General features: G+C 66.2%; 14 protein-coding genes. 12 read left to right on the top strand and 2 right to left on the bottom strand.

The features are described from left to right. The first annotated feature begins 15 nt into the window (after nt 1-15). From DQG17_RS16810 to DQG17_RS16795, 4 genes are read left to right on the top strand one after another with little or no spacing between them, the layout of a single operon-like run. Nucleotides 16-954: a dihydrodipicolinate synthase family protein gene (locus DQG17_RS16810; RefSeq protein ID WP_116134039.1), complete on the top strand. Its 939-nt coding sequence runs from the start codon at nt 16-18 to the stop codon at nt 952-954. Between the two features lie 4 nt (nt 955-958). Then, nucleotides 959-3,220: a molybdopterin-dependent oxidoreductase gene (locus DQG17_RS16805; RefSeq protein ID WP_116134038.1), complete on the top strand. Its 2,262-nt coding sequence runs from the start codon at nt 959-961 to the stop codon at nt 3,218-3,220. Next, nucleotides 3,220-3,999, top strand: coding sequence for an SDR family oxidoreductase (locus DQG17_RS16800; RefSeq protein ID WP_116134037.1), 780 nt, complete (start codon nt 3,220-3,222; stop codon nt 3,997-3,999). Before DQG17_RS16805 ends, DQG17_RS16800 begins: the two co-directional genes overlap by 1 nt. Nucleotides 4,000-4,006: 7 nt before the next feature. Then, a complete protein-coding gene (locus tag DQG17_RS16795; RefSeq protein ID WP_116134036.1) occupies nt 4,007-5,230 on the top strand; it encodes a D-amino acid dehydrogenase in 1,224 nt (407 codons plus the stop codon). On the opposite strand, the gene DQG17_RS16790 is transcribed toward DQG17_RS16795, so the two are convergent. Both DQG17_RS16790 and DQG17_RS16785 read right to left on the bottom strand, forming a co-directional pair. Further along, nucleotides 5,227-6,285, bottom strand: a complete 1,059-nt coding sequence (locus DQG17_RS16790; protein WP_116134035.1) for an ABC transporter ATP-binding protein — start codon at nt 6,283-6,285, stop codon at nt 5,227-5,229. The genes DQG17_RS16795 and DQG17_RS16790 overlap by 4 nt on opposite strands. Continuing rightward, entirely contained in the window at nt 6,267-7,064 is a 798-nt protein-coding gene (locus DQG17_RS16785; protein ID WP_198666163.1) for an IclR family transcriptional regulator, read from the bottom strand. Before DQG17_RS16785 ends, DQG17_RS16790 begins: the two co-directional genes overlap by 19 nt. Nucleotides 7,065-7,253: 189 nt before the next feature. Here DQG17_RS16785 and DQG17_RS16780 point away from each other — a divergent pair, with 189 nt between their 5' ends. The 8 genes from DQG17_RS16780 (at nt 7,254) to galK (ending at nt 17,631) form a co-directional block, all read left to right on the top strand. Next, entirely contained in the window at nt 7,254-8,489 is a 1,236-nt protein-coding gene (locus DQG17_RS16780) for an ABC transporter substrate-binding protein (protein WP_116134033.1), read from the top strand. A gap of 90 nt (nt 8,490-8,579) precedes the next feature. Beyond that, entirely contained in the window at nt 8,580-9,497 is a 918-nt protein-coding gene (locus tag DQG17_RS16775; RefSeq protein WP_116134032.1) for a carbohydrate ABC transporter permease, read from the top strand. A 1-nt stretch (nt 9,498) separates the two neighbouring features. Further along, entirely contained in the window at nt 9,499-10,344 is an 846-nt protein-coding gene (locus DQG17_RS16770; RefSeq protein WP_116134031.1) for a carbohydrate ABC transporter permease, read from the top strand. Then, the gene (locus DQG17_RS16765) at nt 10,341-12,470 is read left to right on the top strand and encodes an alpha-galactosidase (RefSeq protein ID WP_369908059.1); all 2,130 of its coding nucleotides are present in this window, start codon (nt 10,341-10,343) and stop codon (nt 12,468-12,470) included. Before DQG17_RS16770 ends, DQG17_RS16765 begins: the two co-directional genes overlap by 4 nt. A gap of 31 nt (nt 12,471-12,501) precedes the next feature. Then, nucleotides 12,502-14,457 carry a beta-galactosidase gene (locus tag DQG17_RS16760; RefSeq protein WP_116134029.1) on the top strand — a complete coding sequence of 652 codons (1,956 nt, stop codon included), beginning with the start codon at nt 12,502-12,504 and terminating at the stop codon, nt 14,455-14,457. Then, entirely contained in the window at nt 14,454-15,455 is a 1,002-nt protein-coding gene (gene galE / locus DQG17_RS16755; RefSeq protein WP_116134028.1) for a UDP-glucose 4-epimerase GalE, read from the top strand. Before DQG17_RS16760 ends, galE begins: the two co-directional genes overlap by 4 nt. Nucleotides 15,456-15,469: 14 nt before the next feature. Further along, nucleotides 15,470-16,534, top strand: a complete 1,065-nt coding sequence (locus DQG17_RS16750) for a UDP-glucose--hexose-1-phosphate uridylyltransferase (RefSeq protein ID WP_116134027.1) — start codon at nt 15,470-15,472, stop codon at nt 16,532-16,534. After that, entirely contained in the window at nt 16,531-17,631 is a 1,101-nt protein-coding gene (gene galK / locus DQG17_RS16745; RefSeq protein WP_116134026.1) for a galactokinase, read from the top strand. Before DQG17_RS16750 ends, galK begins: the two co-directional genes overlap by 4 nt. Nucleotides 17,632-17,660 lie beyond the last annotated feature (29 nt).

Raw genomic sequence — 17,660 nt, 5'->3', positions numbered from 1 at the left:
ATGGAGGACATCCACATGGCCCATATCAAACCCACAGGCTCCTTCGTTGCCCTCGTCACCCCGATGAATGCCAACGGCAGCATCGACTATGAAGGTTTCCGCACGCTGCTGAACTGGCACGCGGAAAACGGCACCGACGCGGTGCTGATCATGGGCTCGACCGGCGAGGTTTCGATGCTGTCGCCCGAGGAGCGCCGCAAGATCATCACCGAGACGGTAAAGATGAAGCCGGGCAAGATGCAGATGTACTATGGCATCACCGGCAACAACACCGAGACCACGATCGCCTATGCCCGCCATGCCTGGGCCGAGGGTGCGGATGGTGCGATCCTGGCAGCGCCCGCCTATATCTGTGCCGACAATGCCTCGATCACCGACTATGCGTTCGAGGTGCTCGACAGCACCGATCTGGCGATGGGGTTCTACAATAACCCGCCGCGGGTGAAGACCGACCTGCACTGGACCGACCTGCTGAAACTGGCCCGGCATCCGAACATGGTGGTGCTGAAGGAATCGACCACGCGGGTGGGGCAGGTGGCGCAGGTCTGTGCCGCGAAACCCGACATGTCGATCATGTGCTGCTGCTCGCCCAACCTTGGCCTTGTGATCCCGACGATGGCGCTTGGCGGGCATGGCACGGCGAACATGACCGGCAACATCATCCCGCGGGAGATGGCGGTGATCTCGAAGCCCTGGGAAACCGGCGAGGATGCCTTTGCCTGCCGCGAGGCCTGGCTGAAGAACCTGCCAATGCTGCACTTCGCCTATTCGACGATCAACCCGGTTTCGATCAAGACCCTGATGCGGGCGGTCGGTCTGCCCTCGGGGCCGCTGCGCAAGCCGCTGCGTGCCGCGCCGGCCGAGGTGATGGCGCAGGGCCTGCAGGCCTTCACCGATCTCGGTCTGGCCGAGAAATACGGGCTGTCTGTCAGCCTGTCCGCTGCCGCAGAATAGCGCCATGGACCGGCGCGCGATCTCTCTCTGCCATTGGGGCCCGTTCGAGGCACGCGTCCGCGACGGCCGTCTGGTCGAGACCCGTCCACTGCCCGGCAGCGGTGCGGACCCCGAGATGATCGGCGCCTGGCCCAGGATGCTTTATTCCGAAAGCCGGATCACCACGCCGCATGTCCGGAAGGGATTTCTCGACCATGGCATCCGGTCCGGCGGGGCAGGGCGGGGCCGCGAGGAGATGGTCCCGGTCGACTGGGACACCGCGCTCGATCTGGTTGCGGGCGAGCTTGCCCGCGTTCACACCGACCACGGCCCGCACGCCATCTTCGGCGGCTCCTATGGCTGGTCGAGCGCGGGGCGGTTTCACCATGCCCGCAGTCAGGTGCGGCGGTTCCTTGCCGCGGCGGGCGGATTCACCGACCAGATCGGCAACTACAGCTGGGGGGCCGCGCAGGCCATCCTGCCCCACGTGCTGGGCGACTTCGATGCGGTCGCCCGCGACGCGACGTCGTGGGAGACAATCGCGGCCGAGACCGATGTCGTCGTGGCCTTCGGCGGGCTCAACCCCAAGAACTGGCGCGTCACCTCGGGCGGGGCAGGGGCCCATCACATGCCGCAGGCGATTGCAGACGCGCAGGCCCGCGGCACCCGGTTCATCGTGATCTCGCCGATGGCCGACGACATCCCGCCGGGGCTGCAGGCCGATCTGATCCGGCCGCGACCGGGGTCGGACACCGCGATCATGCTGGCGCTGGCGTTTCAGGCCGTTGCAACCGGCCGTGCCGACTGCGACTTTCTTGCCCGCTATACCACCGGTCATGACCGTTTCCTCGCCTACCTGAAAGGCGAGACCGACGGCCAGCCAAAGACGCTCGACTGGGCGGCGGGGATCGCCGATGTGCCGGTGGCCGACCTGCAGGCACTGTGGCAGGCAATTGCGCGGGGCCGGGTGATGCTGACCGCCGCGTGGTCGCTGCAACGCGCCGATCACGGCGAACAGCCGTTCTGGGCGTTGATTGCGCTCGCCGCGATGCTCGGGCAAATCGGCCTGCCGGGGGGCGGGTTCTGTTTTGGCTATGGCTCGATGAACGCAGTTGGCGCGGACAGCCGCAAGGGTTTCGTTCCCGCGCTGCCGGGCCTGCCGAACACGAATGGCATGGCGCTGCCGGTCGCGAGCTTTGCCGAGGCCCTGATGGAACCCGGCCGCCAGATTGCCTTTGACGGCCGCAGGATCACCTTCCCCGACATTCGTCTGGTCTATTGGGCGGGCGGCAACCCGTTTCACCATGCCCAGGATCTGAGCATGGTCGAGCAGGCCTGGCGCCGGCCCGAGACCATCGTCGTGCACGAGCCGTGGTGGACCCCGACCGCGCAGCGCGCCGACATCGTGCTGCCGGCAACGACGCCGCTTGAACGCAACGATCTGGGCGGCACCTCGCGCGATCCCTCGATCCTTGCCATGCCGAAGCTGGTCGAGCCGCTTGGCGATGCGTGGAACGATTTCGACATCTTCTGTGCGCTGGCCGACCGTCTGGGGTGTCGCGCGACGTTTGACGAGGGGCTGGACGAGGCCGGATGGCTGCGCCGTCTCTGGACCCAGACCGAGGCACGCGGCGCGCGCGAGGGCATCGAGGTGCCAGAGTTCGACAGCTTCTGGCAGGCCGGTGTCTGGAAGGTTCCGCCGCCCGAGGCGCCCGAGGTGTTGCTGGACAGATTCCGCGAGGATCCGGCCAAGAATCCGCTGCGCACGCCGTCGGGGCGGATCGAGCTGTTTTCCGAGACCGTCGCCGGGTTCGGCTATGCCGATTGCCCGCCGCATCCGGTCTGGCTGGAGCCGGCGGAATGGCTGGGTGCGGCCCAGCAGGACGAGTTGCACCTTGTCACCAACCAGCCCGCCAGGCAGCTTCACAGCCAGATTTGGCCGGCCGGATCCCATCCGCTGCCGGGCGCGGTACACATCAACCCCGAGGATGCACGCCTGCGCGGCATCGCCGAAGGCGCCATGACGCGCCTCCAGAATGCCCGCGGCGCCTGCCGTGCCACAGCCCGGATCGACCCGACGCTGCGGCAGGGCGTGGTCGTCATGGCGACGGGTGCCTGGTATGAACCCGACCCCGCGACCGGCATCGAACGCAACGGCAACCCCAATGTGCTGACCTCGGATCGCCGGACATCGCGTCTCGGGCAGGCCTGTGCGGCGCTGAGCGCGCTGGTGCGGATCGAACCGCTTGGCGCCACGACCGCCGAGGAACTGGAAGGAACCATCTGATGGATCTGGGTATCGACGGCCGAAAGGCGCTGCTGACCGGCGCCAGCAAGGGCATGGGCCGGGCCTGCGCCATGGCGATCGCGCGCGAGGGCGTCGACGTCACCATCGCCGCCCGCACCGAGGGGCCCTTGATGGCGACGGCCGCGGCGATCCGGGCCGAGACCGGGCGCAGCGTCACGCCGGTCGTGGCCGACATCACGACCGAGGCGGGGCGCGCCGCCGTCCTTGCGGCTTGTCCTGACCCCGACATCCTGCTTAACAACGCGGGCGGCATGGCGCCGGGCGACTTTCGCGACTGGGGCCGGGACGAATGGATTGCGGCCGTCGATCTGATGATGCTGCCGCCGATCCTGATGATGCGCGCAACCGTTGACGGCATGATGGCGCGCGGTTTTGGCCGCATCGTCAACATCGTCTCGCGCAGCGTGAAGATCCCGCAGCTGGAACTGGGGCTGTCGAATGGCGCGCGTTCGGGGCTGGTGGGCTTCACCGCCGGACTTTCCCGCCAGACCATCCAGTCGGGCGTCACGATCAACAACCTGCTGCCCGGCATCATCGACAGCGACGCGCAGCGCGAACACCTTGCCGCCATGGTCACCCCGGACGGCCCGGGCTTCGACGAGATCTGGCAGCGCCGCGCCGCCGCCAACCCCGCCCGACGCTTTGGCCGGACCGAGGAAATCGGCGCCTGGTTTGCCTTTCTCTGCAGCAACCACTCGGGCTTCGTCACCGGCCAGAACATCCTGGTCGATGGCGGCGGTTATCCCGGAACCTATTGAGGCCGCCATGCATGTGATCGTGATCGGGGCCGGTGTCGTCGGTGTCACCAGTGCCTGGTATCTGACCCGCGACGGCCACGAGGTGACGGTGATCGAGGCGCGCGAAGGCGTCGCGCTGGAAACAAGCTTTGGCAATGCGGGCGGGATCTGCCCCGGGTTCGCCGGTCCCTGGGCCGCGCCCGGGATGCCGCTTAAGGCGCTTGGCTGGTTGTTTCGCGAAAATGCCCCGTTGAAGATCCGCCCCCGCCTCGATGCCGCGCAATGGGCCTGGCTGGCCCGGTTCACGCGCAACTGCACGTCCGAACGCTATGCCGCCAACAAGACGCAGATGCAGCGGGTCGCGCATTTCAGCAAGGCATGTCTGGTAGACCTGCGCGCCGAAACCGGGATCCGCTATGACGACGGCACCGGCGGCATCCTGCAGATCTTCTGCACCGACGAGGAAGCGGCCGGCGGCGCGCGCGCCGCGCACATCCTGCAGGACCTTGGCGTTCCGCATCGCCTGCTGACTCCGGCCGAGGCGCTGGCGGTTGAACCTTCGTTGGCGCGCTCGACGGTCAGCCTCAGCGGCGCGCTGCACCTGCCCGCCGACGAAACCGGCGATTGCCACCTGTTCTGCCGCGACCTGGCACGTCTGGCCGAGGCGCACGGCTGCCGGTTCCTGTTCGACAGCCCGGTCAGCGCGGTGCTGCGCGAGGGCGACCGGGTTGCGGGCGTCATGGCGGGCGCAACCCGGATCGAGGCCGACGCGGTGGTGCTGGCGACCGGCCCCTGGGCCAATCGCCTGTTGCGGCCGCTCGGGCTGTCGCTGCCAATCTATCCGGTCAAGGGTTATGCGCTGACCTGCGAGATCACCGACACCGAGGCGGCGCCGCGCTCGTCCGTGATGGACGAGCATTCCAAGGTCATGGTTACCCGTCTCGGGAAACGGTTGCGGGCCGCCGGTGTCGCCGAACTGGCGGGGTTCGATCCCTCGATGCGCCCTGCGGTTCTGAATGGCCTGCGCGACCGGGTCGCGGCGCTGTTCCCGGATGCGGCGGATTTTGCCACCGCAGAGTTCTGGCACGGCTTTCGCCCCATGACGCCCGAGGGTGCGTCACGGGTCGAACGAACCCGGCTGCCCAACCTGTTTCTCAACCTCGGCCACGGATCGAACGGCTGGACCCAAGCCTGCGGCACCGGCCGGATGCTGGCCGATCTGGTGGCCGGGCGAGAGACCTGTCTGTCCTAGCGGATGCGCCGTTCGGAGGTCGCGTCAAAGACCATCAGATCCTCGTCCTCGAAGGCGATCCCGACGGTTTGGCCGCTGGAATAGACGTCTTCGCTGTGCATCTCGCAGATAATCCGCTCGCCGGCGCCTTGCAGATAGACATACGAAACGCCGCCAAGGGCCTCCATCATCTCGACTTTGTGGGTCGATCCGTCCGGCACCACGTGAAGCTTTTGCGGACGCACCCCGACCACCACTTCGGTGCCGGTCGCGGGCAGCCTGACCCGCGGCGACAGCGGCTCGGCGCCCAGCCCCGGCACCTTGACCTTGCCGTCCACGACCTTGCCGGGGCAGAAATTCATCGCCGGCGAGCCGATGAAACCGGCGACGAAGCGGTTGTCGGGATCGCGGTACAGTTCCAACGGCGCGCCGACCTGTTCGACCCGGCCGTCCCGCAACACGACGATCTTGTTGGCAAGCGTCATCGCCTCGGTCTGGTCGTGGGTGACATAGATCATCGTCGCGCCGATTTCCTTGTGGAGCCGCGCGATCTCGACCCGCATCTCGACCCGCAGTTCGGCATCGAGGTTCGACAGCGGTTCGTCGAACAGGAACACGTCGGGTCCGCGCACGATGGCGCGCCCGATCGCGACCCGCTGCCGCTGTCCGCCCGACAGCGCCTTCGGGCGGCGGTCGAGGTAGGGGTCGAGCTTCAGGATTGCCGAGGCCTCGGACACCTTCTGCGTGATGACGTCCTTCGGATGGCCGGTCATCTTCAGCCCGAAGCCCATGTTTTCGGCCACCGTCATGTGCGGGTAGAGCGCATAGGTCTGGAACACCATCGCGACCCCGCGTTCGGACGGATCAAGCCTGGTCACGTCGCGCTCGCCGATCTGGATTGCGCCCTTGGTGGTCGCCTCAAGCCCGGCCACCATCCTCAGCAGGGTCGACTTTCCGCAGCCGGACGGGCCGACAAACACACAGAATTCTCCGTCCGCGATATCGAGGTCCACGCCGTGGATCACCTCGATCTCGCCGAACCTCTTGACGACATTGTTTAGAACGACACCGGCCATTCCTGCCTCCCTTTGGTCTCTGTCGTTCCCTCGACGGAGAACGTCCAATTCGTGGCTTCTTCGGCAATGGCCTTCACGCAGCTTGCGAGCTGCGGCACCATTGCCTCGAGCCTGTCCAGATCTGTCTGATGCACCGATGCGCTCAAACTGACCGCCCCGACGAGCCGGCCGCCCTCTCCCACGACCGGCATTCCGATCCCGAGAACCCCGGGCTCGTATTCTCCGCGGTCTATGGCGTGACCGCGGTTGCGGATACGCACCAGAGACTGGCGCAGCACGGCCTCGCTTGCCAGCGTGGCCGAGGTATAGCGATGAAAGGTCTGCGAACGCAGGACCATGTCCAGCGCGTCCTCCGGCAGGAAGGCGAGCATCGCCTTGCCTGCGGCGGTGCAATAGGCCGGGGCGATTCGTCCGCCGGCATCGCGGCCCGGCGCCGTCCCGACCCCGTAGCGACGGTCGAGACAGAGGACATGGCCGTGATCGAGTTCTGCCAGTTCCGCCGTCAGCCCGGTATCGCGGGCGAGTGCATCGAGATGCGGGCCTGCAATGTCGGCCATCGAGACCTGGCGCATCGAGCTTTCGGCAAGCCGGGCGAGGCGCGGGCCAAGCGCATAGGGACCGTTTTCAGGGAGTTGTGCCAACATGCCCTGATTTACTAATGTCTTCACTAATCTGTAAAGTGTGGCCTTTGGCAGCGGGCTGAGCCGCAGCAACTCGGCAAAGCGCACCGGACGCCCCTGCCGGGCGACGAGTTCGAGCACGTCCAGGGCCTTCCCCACGGTCCCATCGGTGCTATTTTCCTGACTGGCCACGTTTTCTCCCTCCGCTCGGGCACTGCGGCGTCGTGCGCCCGGGACTCACCCGTTCGGCTGTTGACAACCCTAGGGCCTCCGAGGTTATGGTTTCAATATGCAAATCTATGGTTCCAAATAATGGAACTAAATGCATGACGCAATAGGGAGGAAACTATGCGTTCCATTATATCGGCGTCGATCTCGGCACTGGCCGTCATCGCCGCAACGGCGGCCTTCGGGCAGCAGAGGGTCGTGAGCTATTACGGGGATATGGATCCGACGGTGCTCGAGGGCATGCAGAAGGTGATGGACGCCTTTCAGGAGGCCAATCCCGACATCAAGATCGAGTTCCAGAATTTCGACCACGAGGGCTACAAGACCTCGATCCGCAACTTCCTGACCGCCGAGCCGCCCGATGTGGTGAACTGGTATTCCGGCAACCGCATGGCGCCCTTCGTCAACTCGGGGCAGTTCCTGGATGTGTCGGATGTCTGGGAGGAAAACGGGCTGAAGGATGCGTTCAGTTCGGCACTGGCCTCGATGACCATCGACGGCAAGCAGTGGGGCATCCCGTGGTCCTATTACCAGTGGGGCATCTATTACAATCGCGACGTCTATAACGAGCTTGGCCTCGAAGTGCCCTCGACCTGGGATGAATTCCTCGCCAATTGCGAAGTGTTCAAGAAGGCCGGGGTCGATTGCCTGACCACCGGGACCAAGGCATTGTGGCCGGCGGCGGGGATCTTCGACTATCTCGACCTGCGCACCAACGGCTATGATTTCCACATGGCCTTGACCGGCGGCGAGGTGCCCTGGACCGACGACCGGGTGAAGGCCGTGTTCGCCGAGTGGGACAAGCTGGTGGCGCCGGGATACATCACCGCGAACCACGCCGCGCTCGACTGGCAGGATGCCGCGGCACTGATGGTGCAGGGCAAGGCTGCAAACTATGTCATGGGCAACTTCCTGGTGGCGGTGCTGAAGGAAGGCGGGATGTCCGAGGAGTCGATCGGCTTCATGCCGTTCCCGACCATCAACCCGGACGTTCCAAGGGCCGAAGACGCGCCGACCGAAAGCATGCACATCCCGGCGGGCGCCAAGAACCCCGAGGACGCCAAGAAATTCCTCGCCTTCGTCGCCACGCCCGAGGCGCAGTCGGTGGTCAACGCGACCATCGGCCAGTTGCCGGTCAACAAGAATGCCGAGGTGGCCGACGATCCCTTCGTGCAGGCGGGCTTCGAGCTGCTGTCGACCACGCCGGGCGGGATTGCGCAGTTCTTCGACCGCGATGCGCCGGCCGAGATGGCCAAGATCGGCATGGAAGGGTTCCAGCAGTTCATGGTGCAGCCCGGCCAGCTCGACAATATCCTCGACCGGCTCGAGAAGGCCCGGCAGCGGGTCTACAAGTAAACTGACCGATGCGGCCCGTCTGGCCGCACCGCCTTCGGGTCCGCCGCAGGGCGGACCCGTTCCCGCAGGACAGTCGGAAGGGCAGCACAGATGAGCGTTGCAAGCACGGGCACACCGCGCCGGACGTGGTGGCGTGAGAACCAGCAAAGACTGACCCCCTACCTGTTTCTGGTTCCGGGCGTCCTGTTCTTCATGGTCTATGTCATCATCCCGGTATTCCAGAGCTTCTGGCTCTCGGGCTTCGACTGGGACGGTCTCGGTCCGAAGGAATGGGTGGGCCTTGGCAACTACACGGAACTGTTCGACGACGAGGCGTTCTATACCTCGCTGAAGAACAACGTGATCTGGCTGGTCCTTTACATGCTGGCGGTGCCGGCGGGGCTGGGGATCGCGATTTTTCTCAATCAGACGGTGCGCGGCATCCGGATCTACAAGTCGCTGTTCTTCTTTCCCTTCGTGATCTCGCAGGTTGTGGTCGGGCTGATCTTTTCGTGGTTCTACGCGCCGAATTTCGGCCTGTTCTATCGCCTGATCGAATGGGCCACAGGGCACGGGGTCGCGATCCTCGCCGATCCGAACCTCGTGACCTACGGGATCATCCTGGCCGGGCTCTGGCCGCAGATCGCCTATTGCATGATCCTGTTCCTGACCGGTCTCAACGCCGTCGATCCCGAACAGGTCGAGGCCGCGCGTCTCGATGCCGCCAAGGGCTGGAAGATGCTGTGGTATGTGATCCTGCCGCAGCTGCGCCCCGCCACCTTCATGGCCGTGGTCGTGACCGTGATCGGCGCGCTGCGCAGTTTCGATCTGGTCTCGATCATGACCGATGGCGGCCCCTTCGGGTCGTCCCGCGTGCTCAGCTTCTACATGTACGAGCAGGCGCTGTCGGAATACGGCTATCGCATGGGATATGGCGCCGCCATCGCCGTGATCCTGTTCCTCATCATGATGGTCTTCATCTCCGGTTTCATCTGGAAGATGGTGGACGACGAGCGCAAAGGGCTTTGAGATGTTTCCACGCCCCGTAGAACAGGCCTCGCCGGCCGTCCGCATCGGCTATCAACTCGCGCTGCCCGTGGCACTGATCGTCTGGCTGCTGCCGCTGATCGGGGTCGCGATCACCTCGGTCAAGCCCGCCTCGGACCTTGCCTCGGGCAACTACTTCGGTCCGCCATCCAGTCTGGCATTCTCGAACTATTCCGACATCTTCCAGAACTCGCTGATCGGGCAGTACATCTTCAACTCGTTCAAGGTCACGATCCCGACGGTGATCGGCACGCTGACGCTGTCCTGCCTGACCGGCTTTGCGCTGGGGATCTATCGCTTCCGCGGCAATCTGTGGATCTTCTTCATGTTCGTTGCGGGCAATTTCGTGCCGTTCCAGATCCTGATGGTTCCGGTGCGCAACATGACGGTGAACATGGGTCTTTATAACACCACGCTGGGGCTGGTGTTGTTCCACGTCGCGTTCCAGACCGGGTTCTGTACGCTCTTCATGCGCAACTTCATCCGCATGTTGCCGCGCGAGCTGATCGAGGCCGCGCGCGTCGAAGGCGTCAGCGAGGTCCGCATCTTCTGGTACGTGGTGCTGCCACTGATGCGGCCCGCGATCGCGGCGCTCTCGGTGCTGATCTTCACCTTCATCTGGAACGACTATTTCTGGGCCACGGTGCTGACCACCTCATCCTCGACCCAGCCGGTGACGGCGGGGCTCTATTCGCTGAATGGCCAGTGGATTGCCCAATGGCAGCTGGTGTCGGCCGGGGCCATCGTGGCGGCCCTGCCGCCCGTCGCCATGTTCTTCCTGATGCAGCGGCACTTCATCGCCGGTCTGACGCTGGGCGCGGTCAAGTGAGCCAGGACGCGACCCGTTGCTGGCGCCTCGACACGCCGGGCCAGACGCTGGTTCTGGCGGCCCGTCCCATCGCCTTCGCGCGCGGCGCGGAGGACGGCGCGCTTGGCATGCCCGAAGCGATCTACTGGGGGCCGGCGCTGCCCGAGGGGGAAGACCTCGCGGACCTTGCCGCCGCCGCCGTGATCGACGTGACCGGCGGGATGCTTGACGCCCCGCCACCACTGTCGATCTGCCCCGAGGCTGGGCGCAGCTTTCCCGGACAGCCCGGTCTGGTTGTGGCCGAAGCCGATGGTGCGCCGCTGTTGCCCGCCTTCCGGCTGTCCGCGGCCGAGGATGGCGACGGTACGCTGACCTTCACCTGCACCGATCCGGCACTTGGGTTGAGCTATGTCGCTCGCTTTGCGGCCGTCCCCGCGACGGGCGTGATCGAGACCGCCGCCGCCATCGAGGCCGACCGCCCGCTGCGGCTGCACTGGCTGGCGGCACCCGTGCTGCCCGGGCCACAACTGGCCGACGAGATGATCGACTTCGCCGGGCGCTGGTGCGGCGAGTTTCAGCCCGTACGAAGCCCCTGGTCCGCGGGGATCCGCGCGCGCGACAACCCGACCGGCCGCACCGATCATTCCCACTTCCCGGGTCTTTTCCTGCCCGGCCGCGGCGCCACGAATACCGGCGGCGAGGCCCATGCGCTGCATTATGGCTGGTCGGGCGGGCACCGGATGCTGGCCGAAGAGCTTCCCGATGGCCGCCGTCAGATCCAGTTCGGCCATGCTGCGGGCAGCGAGCGGGAAGCGGCGCCGAGGTTCGAGACCGCAACGCTCTGCCTTGCTTTCTCCACGCAGGGGCTGAATGGCTGTGCCGTTGCCTTTCAGCGCCATCTGCGCGACCGGGTGGTGCCCTGGCCCGACCCGGCCAGACCGCGGCCGGTGCATTACAATTGCTGGGAAGCGGTCTATTTCCGCCATGATCTTGCCGAACTGAAGGACATCGCCAGCCGCGCCGCCGATCTGGGCGCCGAACGCTTCGTGCTCGACGATGGCTGGTTCGGGCGGCGCGACGACGACACCACGTCGCTCGGCGACTGGGACATCGACCGGCGCAAGTTTCCGGACGGGTTCGGACCGCTGGTCGAGCATATCCACGGTCTTGGCATGACCTTCGGCCTCTGGTTCGAACCCGAGATGGTCAACGAGGCAAGCGAACTGTTCCGCCACCATCCCGACTGGCGCCTCGGCCCGGTCAGCCAGATCCCCGGCCGCCAGCAATATGTGCTGGACCTGAGCCGGGCAGAGGTCCGCGAGCATCTGTTTCAGAAGATCGACGCCGTGCTGGGGTCCTGTGACGTCGACTATGTCAAATGGGATCACAACCGGGTGCTGCCCGCGCCCGATGCCGCTCAGGCGCGCGGTTTCTATGCCCTGCTCGACCTGCTGCGCGCCGCCCATCCGGGCGTCGAGTTCGAAAGCTGCGCCTCGGGCGGCGGACGGATCGACTTTGGCGTGCTGTCGCGGAGCCACCGGGTCTGGCTGTCGGACAGCAACGATGCGCTGGAGCGCCTGCGCATCCAGCGCGACGCGGCGCTGTTCCTGCCGATGGCCGTGACCGGCAGCCATGTCGGCCCGCGGACCTGCCACACCTCGGGGCGGGTTCTCGACATCCGGTTCCGCGCCTGGGTTGCCGCACAGCGCCACATGGGGTTCGAGATGGACCCGCGCGAGCTGACCGCGGACGAGGCGGCCGTGCTGCGCGAGGTGACCGGCTGGTGGAAGGCGAACCGCGACTGGACGGTGCGCGCCGACATCCTGCGGCTCGACAGCGCTGACCCCGCCATCATTGCCGAACAGCAGATGGCCGAGGATGGCAGCCGCTTTGTCGTCTTTGCCGGACGGGCAGCGACCTCGGTCCAGATCTCGCCGCGGCCCTTGCGACTGACGCGCCTTGATCCCGCCGCGCGCTACCGCGTCGAGCTGATCAACCGGGGCGATGCGCCCGGACCGTCGCGCGGGTCGCCGACGCTCAAATCCCGGCCGCTGAGCCTCAGCGGCGCGGCCTTGATGGGCCGCGGCGTGACGCTGCCCTGGGCCTTCCCGGAAACCATGTGGGTGCTGGAGGGCGTGCGTCTGTGAACGCCGATCCGAGAGCACATTGGAGGACACGATGAAACGCAGCCTTGGCGTCTGCTATTACCCCGAACACTGGCCCGAGGCGGTCTGGGCCGAAGATGCCGCGCGCATGGCCGAGGCGGGGCTGACATGGGTCAGGATCGGCGAGTTCGCCTGGTCCCGGATGGAGCCCGAGCCCGGCCGGTTCGAGTTCGACTGGCTCGACCGCGCGATTGAAACGCTGGGCGCCGCCGGGCTGAAGGTGGTGCTGGGCACACCGACGGCCACGCCGCCGCGCTGGGTGCTCGACCGGCACCCCGACATGCTGGCGCTCGACGCGGACGGACACCCCCGCGGCTTCGGTTCGCGCCGGCATTATTGTTTCAGCCATCCCGGCTATCGCGAGGAATGCGCAAAGATCGTCACCAGCCTTGGCGAACGCTATGGCCGCAACCCGCATGTCGCGGCCTGGCAGATCGACAACGAATATGGCTGCCACAACACGACGCTCAGCTATTCCGCGTCGGCGCTTGCAGGCTTCCGGGACTGGCTGGCGCAGAAATACCAGTCGCCGCAGGCGCTGAACCGGGCCTGGGGCAATGTCTTCTGGTCGATGGAATACACGAGCTTCGACCAGATCGGATTGCCGAACCTGACGGTGACGGAACCGAACCCGGCGCAGGTGATGGATTTCCGCCGCTTCGCCTCGGACGAGGTGGCAGCGTTCAACCGGGTGCAGGTCGAAGTGCTGCGCCGTTTTACCGATGCGCCGCTGATCCACAACTACATGGGCGGCGAAACCGGTTTCGACCATTTCAACCTTGGCGCGGATCTCGATGTCGCAAGCTGGGACAGTTATCCGCTGGGCTCGCTCTCCGATCATCTGACCACGGACGCAACGCATCGCCATCGCTTCCTGCGTCAGGGCGACCCGGACATGCAGGCGTTTCACCACGACCTTTATCGCGCGGTGGGGCGCGGCCGCTGGTGGGTCATGGAGCAACAACCCGGGCCGGTGAACTGGGCCGCCTGGAACCCGGCTCCGCTGCCCGGAATGGCCCGGCTCTGGGCTTGGGAGGCCTTCGCCCATGGGGCTGAAACCGTCAGCTATTTCCGCTGGCGTCAAGCGCCCTTTGCGCAGGAACAGATGCACGCGGGCCTGCTGCGCCCCGACAGCGCGCCAGCCCCCGCGCTGGCCGAGGCGGCGCAAGTTGCGCGCGAGCTGGCGGAGATGGAGGATCTGGGCGAGGTCGGTTGCGCGCCGGGTGAGGTTGCGTTGGTCTACGATTATGCCAGCGCCTGGGCCTGGAAGACCCAGCCGCAGGGGCGCGATTTCGAATATTTCCCGCTGATGCTCGATGTCTATCGCGGCTTGCGGCGGCTTGGGTTCAACATCGACATCGTGCCGCCGACGACGCGCGATCTGTCGGGATATCGCATGGTGCTGGCGCCGGGGCTCGCCACGCTGCCCGACGACCTGCGCACCGCGCTGGCAGGCTTTGACGGCATTGCCATCCTTGGGCCGCGAAGCAATTGCAAGACGGCAGAGTTCGCGATCCCGGTGCCGTTGCCGCCGGCGCTGCCGGGGCTCGACTGCACTGTGGCGCGGGTCGAAAGCCTGCCGCCGGTCAGCGTCGTGCCGCTCGACGGTGGCGGGGTCTTCCGTCATTGGCGGGAGGAGCTTGAAGGCACGGCGGATGTCCTGATGCGCGCGGTCGATGGCGTGCCCGCGTTGATGGCGACCGGAGGGGTCTGGTATCTGGGCGGCTGGCCGGATCAGATCGCGCTTGACCGCGTGTTGCGCAGGGCGTCTACCGCAGCCGGGCTGACGGCCGAGGATCTGCCCGATGGCCTTCGGCGCCGAGACACCGTCACGCACCGGATCTGGCTGAACTACAGCCCCGAAACGATCTGCTACGGAGACGTCGAAGTGCCGGGTTGCGGCGTTGTCTTCGAACCTCGGCCGGGCGCGATGCCGGCGGGGACCCCGGATACGAAAGAGCGGAAATGAAGCGCAATGTTCTTGTCTGCGGCGGGGCCGGCTATATCGGCTCTCACATGGTCCGGCTTCTGCAGGAAGCAGGCCACGGCGTCGTGGTCTTCGACAATCTTTCGCAGGGCCATGAACAGGCAATCGCGGGGGTGACGCTGGAGCGGGGCGATCTGCTGAACCCCGCCGATCTGGCAGGGGTCTTCGATCGCCACAATGTGGATGCGGTCATCCATTTTGCGGCGCTGATCGCAGTCGGGGAGTCGGTTGCCGCGCCCGACCTCTACTATCGCAACAATGTGGTCGGAACCCTGAACCTGCTTGACGCAATGCGGGCGGCCGGGGTGGAAAAGCTGGTCTTTTCCTCCACCGCCGCGGTCTTTGGCAATCCGCTGACCGATTTGATCGACGAGACCCATCCCCTGGCGCCGATCAACCCCTATGGCTGGTCGAAGCGGATGGTCGAGCAGATGCTGTCGGACATGGCGACGGCTTACGGCCTGCGGTCGGTCTGCCTGCGCTATTTCAACGCCGCGGGCGCCCATCCCGACGGCACGATCGGCGAGGCGCACGCCCCCGAAACCCATCTGATCCCGCTGGTCCTGCTGGCGGCGCTGGGGCTGCGCGACAAGCTGAGCGTCTTTGGCGCGGATTACGACACCCGCGATGGCACCTGCATCCGCGACTATATCCACGTGCTGGACCTCGCCTCGGCGCATCTGAAGGCGCTCGACTTCATGGATGACGAGCCGGGCGCCCATGTCTTCAACCTTGGCAATGGCAACGGGTTCACCACGCTCGAGGTGATGCAGGCCGCAAGCCGCGTCACCGGCCGCGAGATCCCGTTCGAGATGGCGCCCCGGCGGGCGGGCGATGCCGGTATTCTGGTGGCCGACAGCGCCCGCGCCAAATCGCTGCTCGGCTGGAAGCCGGGCTATGCCGAGCTTGAGACCATCATCGAAACCGCCTGGCGCTGGCACCAGGCGCCAAGTTACGGCCCCTTCGCGGGGGCGAGGTAAGGAACCGCGTGGACATGGCCACAGAAACTGCTTCCAGCGATGCGCCGCACCGTCGCTTTAACCCGCTGACAGGCGAATGGGTGCTGGTCTCGCCCCATCGCAACAAGCGGCCCTGGCAGGGACGCCAGGAAGAACCCGTGCTGGACGACAAGCCACGGCACGATCCGGGCTGCTATCTGTGTGCCGGCAACACCCGGAACTCGGGGGCGACAAACCCCGACTACAAGGGAACCTTTGTCTTCGACAACGACTTCCCGGCGCTGTTGTCCGACAGCCCCGATGGCGGCACGACCGGCGATCCGCTGTTCCGGGCGCAGAACGTCCGCGGCACCGCCCGTGTCATCTGTTTCTCGGAACGCCACGACCTGACCCTGCCAGAGTTGCACCTCGGCTCGATCCGCCTGATCGTCGATACCTGGGCGGCGCAGGTCGAGGAACTGGGCGCGAGATACGATTGGGTTGCGGTGTTCGAGAACAAGGGCGCTGTCATGGGCTGTTCGCAGCCTCATCCCCACGGCCAGGTCTGGGCCTCGAATTTCCTGCCGAACGAAGTTGCCCGCGAAGACGCCTGCCAGGCCCGCCATATGCAGGAGACCGGGCGCGTCCTGTTGCTGGACTATGCTTTGGCCGAGGCCGAAAAGCGCGAGCGGGTCGTCGTCGAGAACGACGACTGGATCGTCGTCGTGCCATGGTGGGCGGTCTGGCCGTTCGAGACGCTGGTGCTGCCGAAACGCCGGGTGCTGCGGCTGCCCGATCTGACCGCAAGCGAGCGGGACGCGCTGGCCGAGGTGCTCAAATCGCTCTGCACCCGCTATGACAACCTGTTCGAGACCGAGTTCCCCTATACCATGGGCTGGCACGGGGCACCGACGCGGCCGGGTCGGTGGGGGCACTGGCAGCTTCATGCGCATTTCTATCCGCCGCTGCTGCGGTCGGCCTCGGTGCGCAAGTTCATGGTCGGCTACGAGATGCTGGCCGAGGCGCAGCGGGATCTGACCGCTGAGACGGCCGCAGCGCGACTGCGGGATCTTTCAGAGGTGCATTACAAGGACGCCCTGCGGCAGGGGAGTGGCGCATGACCGAAGCCGAACAATTGCAGGCGGTTGCGGCCGCCTTCGAGGCGCGGTTCGGGGAAGCCCCCGAGACCGTCGTTGCCGCGCCCGGGCGGGTCAACCTGTTGGGCGAGCATACGGACTATAACGGGGGCTATGTGCTGCCGATGGCGTTGCGGGACATGGGGGTTGCCATCGCCATGGGGCGCGGATCGGCCCCGGGCGTCATCGAAGCCTATTCCGACACCTTCCACGATGCCGAGACCCGCGCCATCACCGACGGGGCCGAGCGGCGGTGGTCGGACTATGTCCTTGGCTGCCTGAAGGCGGTCGTGGCCGAGGAGGTCGCCGAGACCGGCGTGCGGCTTGCGCTTATCACAACGCTGCCCATGGGGGCGGGGCTGTCGAGCTCGGCGGCGCTCGAGGTCGCGAGCCTGCGCGCCGCGAATGCGCTGTTCGGCAAGGTGTTGAGCCCGGTCGAAACCGCGATCAAGGCGCGCGCGGTCGAAAACGACTTTGTCGGGATGCCCTGCGGGATCATGGACCAGTTTGCATCCTCGGTCGGCGAACCGGGCAAGGTGCTGTTTCTCAACACCCGCACGCTCGACTATACGCCCGCCCCCTCGTTGCCCGGGCACCGGTTCGTCATCGTCCATTCCGGTGTCAGCCACCAGTTGACCGAAGACGGCTATGCGACGCGCGTGGCCGAATGCCATGCCGCCTGTGCAGCGCTGGGGGTCGGGATGCTGAGCGACCTTGGACCCGAGGACATGGACCGGATCGCTGCCTTGCCCGCGCCACTGAACCGCCGCGCCCGCCATATCGTCACCGACAATCGCTGTGCGCTTGACGGGCTTGCCGCCCTGACAGCGGGCGACGCCGCGGCTTTCGGCCGGCTGATGATCGAAAGCCACGCGTCCGAGCGCGACGACTACGAGATCACGGTTGCCGAGACCGATGCCCTTGTCGAGGCGGCACTTGCCCTCGGCGCGCTCGGCGCGCGCCAGACCGGCGGCGGCTTTGGCGGCTCGATCGTCGCTCTGGTGCCGGCTGAGAAGGTCGAGGACTGGAGCGGGGCGATCGCGGCAGGTTTCCCCGCGGCGCGGGTCCTTGCCGTCACCTGACGCGCGGCGGGGCGACGACAGCGCGGCAA

It is taken from the genome of Tropicimonas sp. IMCC34043, from assembly GCF_003390845.1.
Taxonomy (GTDB): Bacteria; Pseudomonadota; Alphaproteobacteria; order Rhodobacterales; family Rhodobacteraceae; genus Tropicimonas.
Note: the sequence above shows the minus strand (reverse complement) of the source record. Positions and strands in the feature narration are given on the sequence as shown.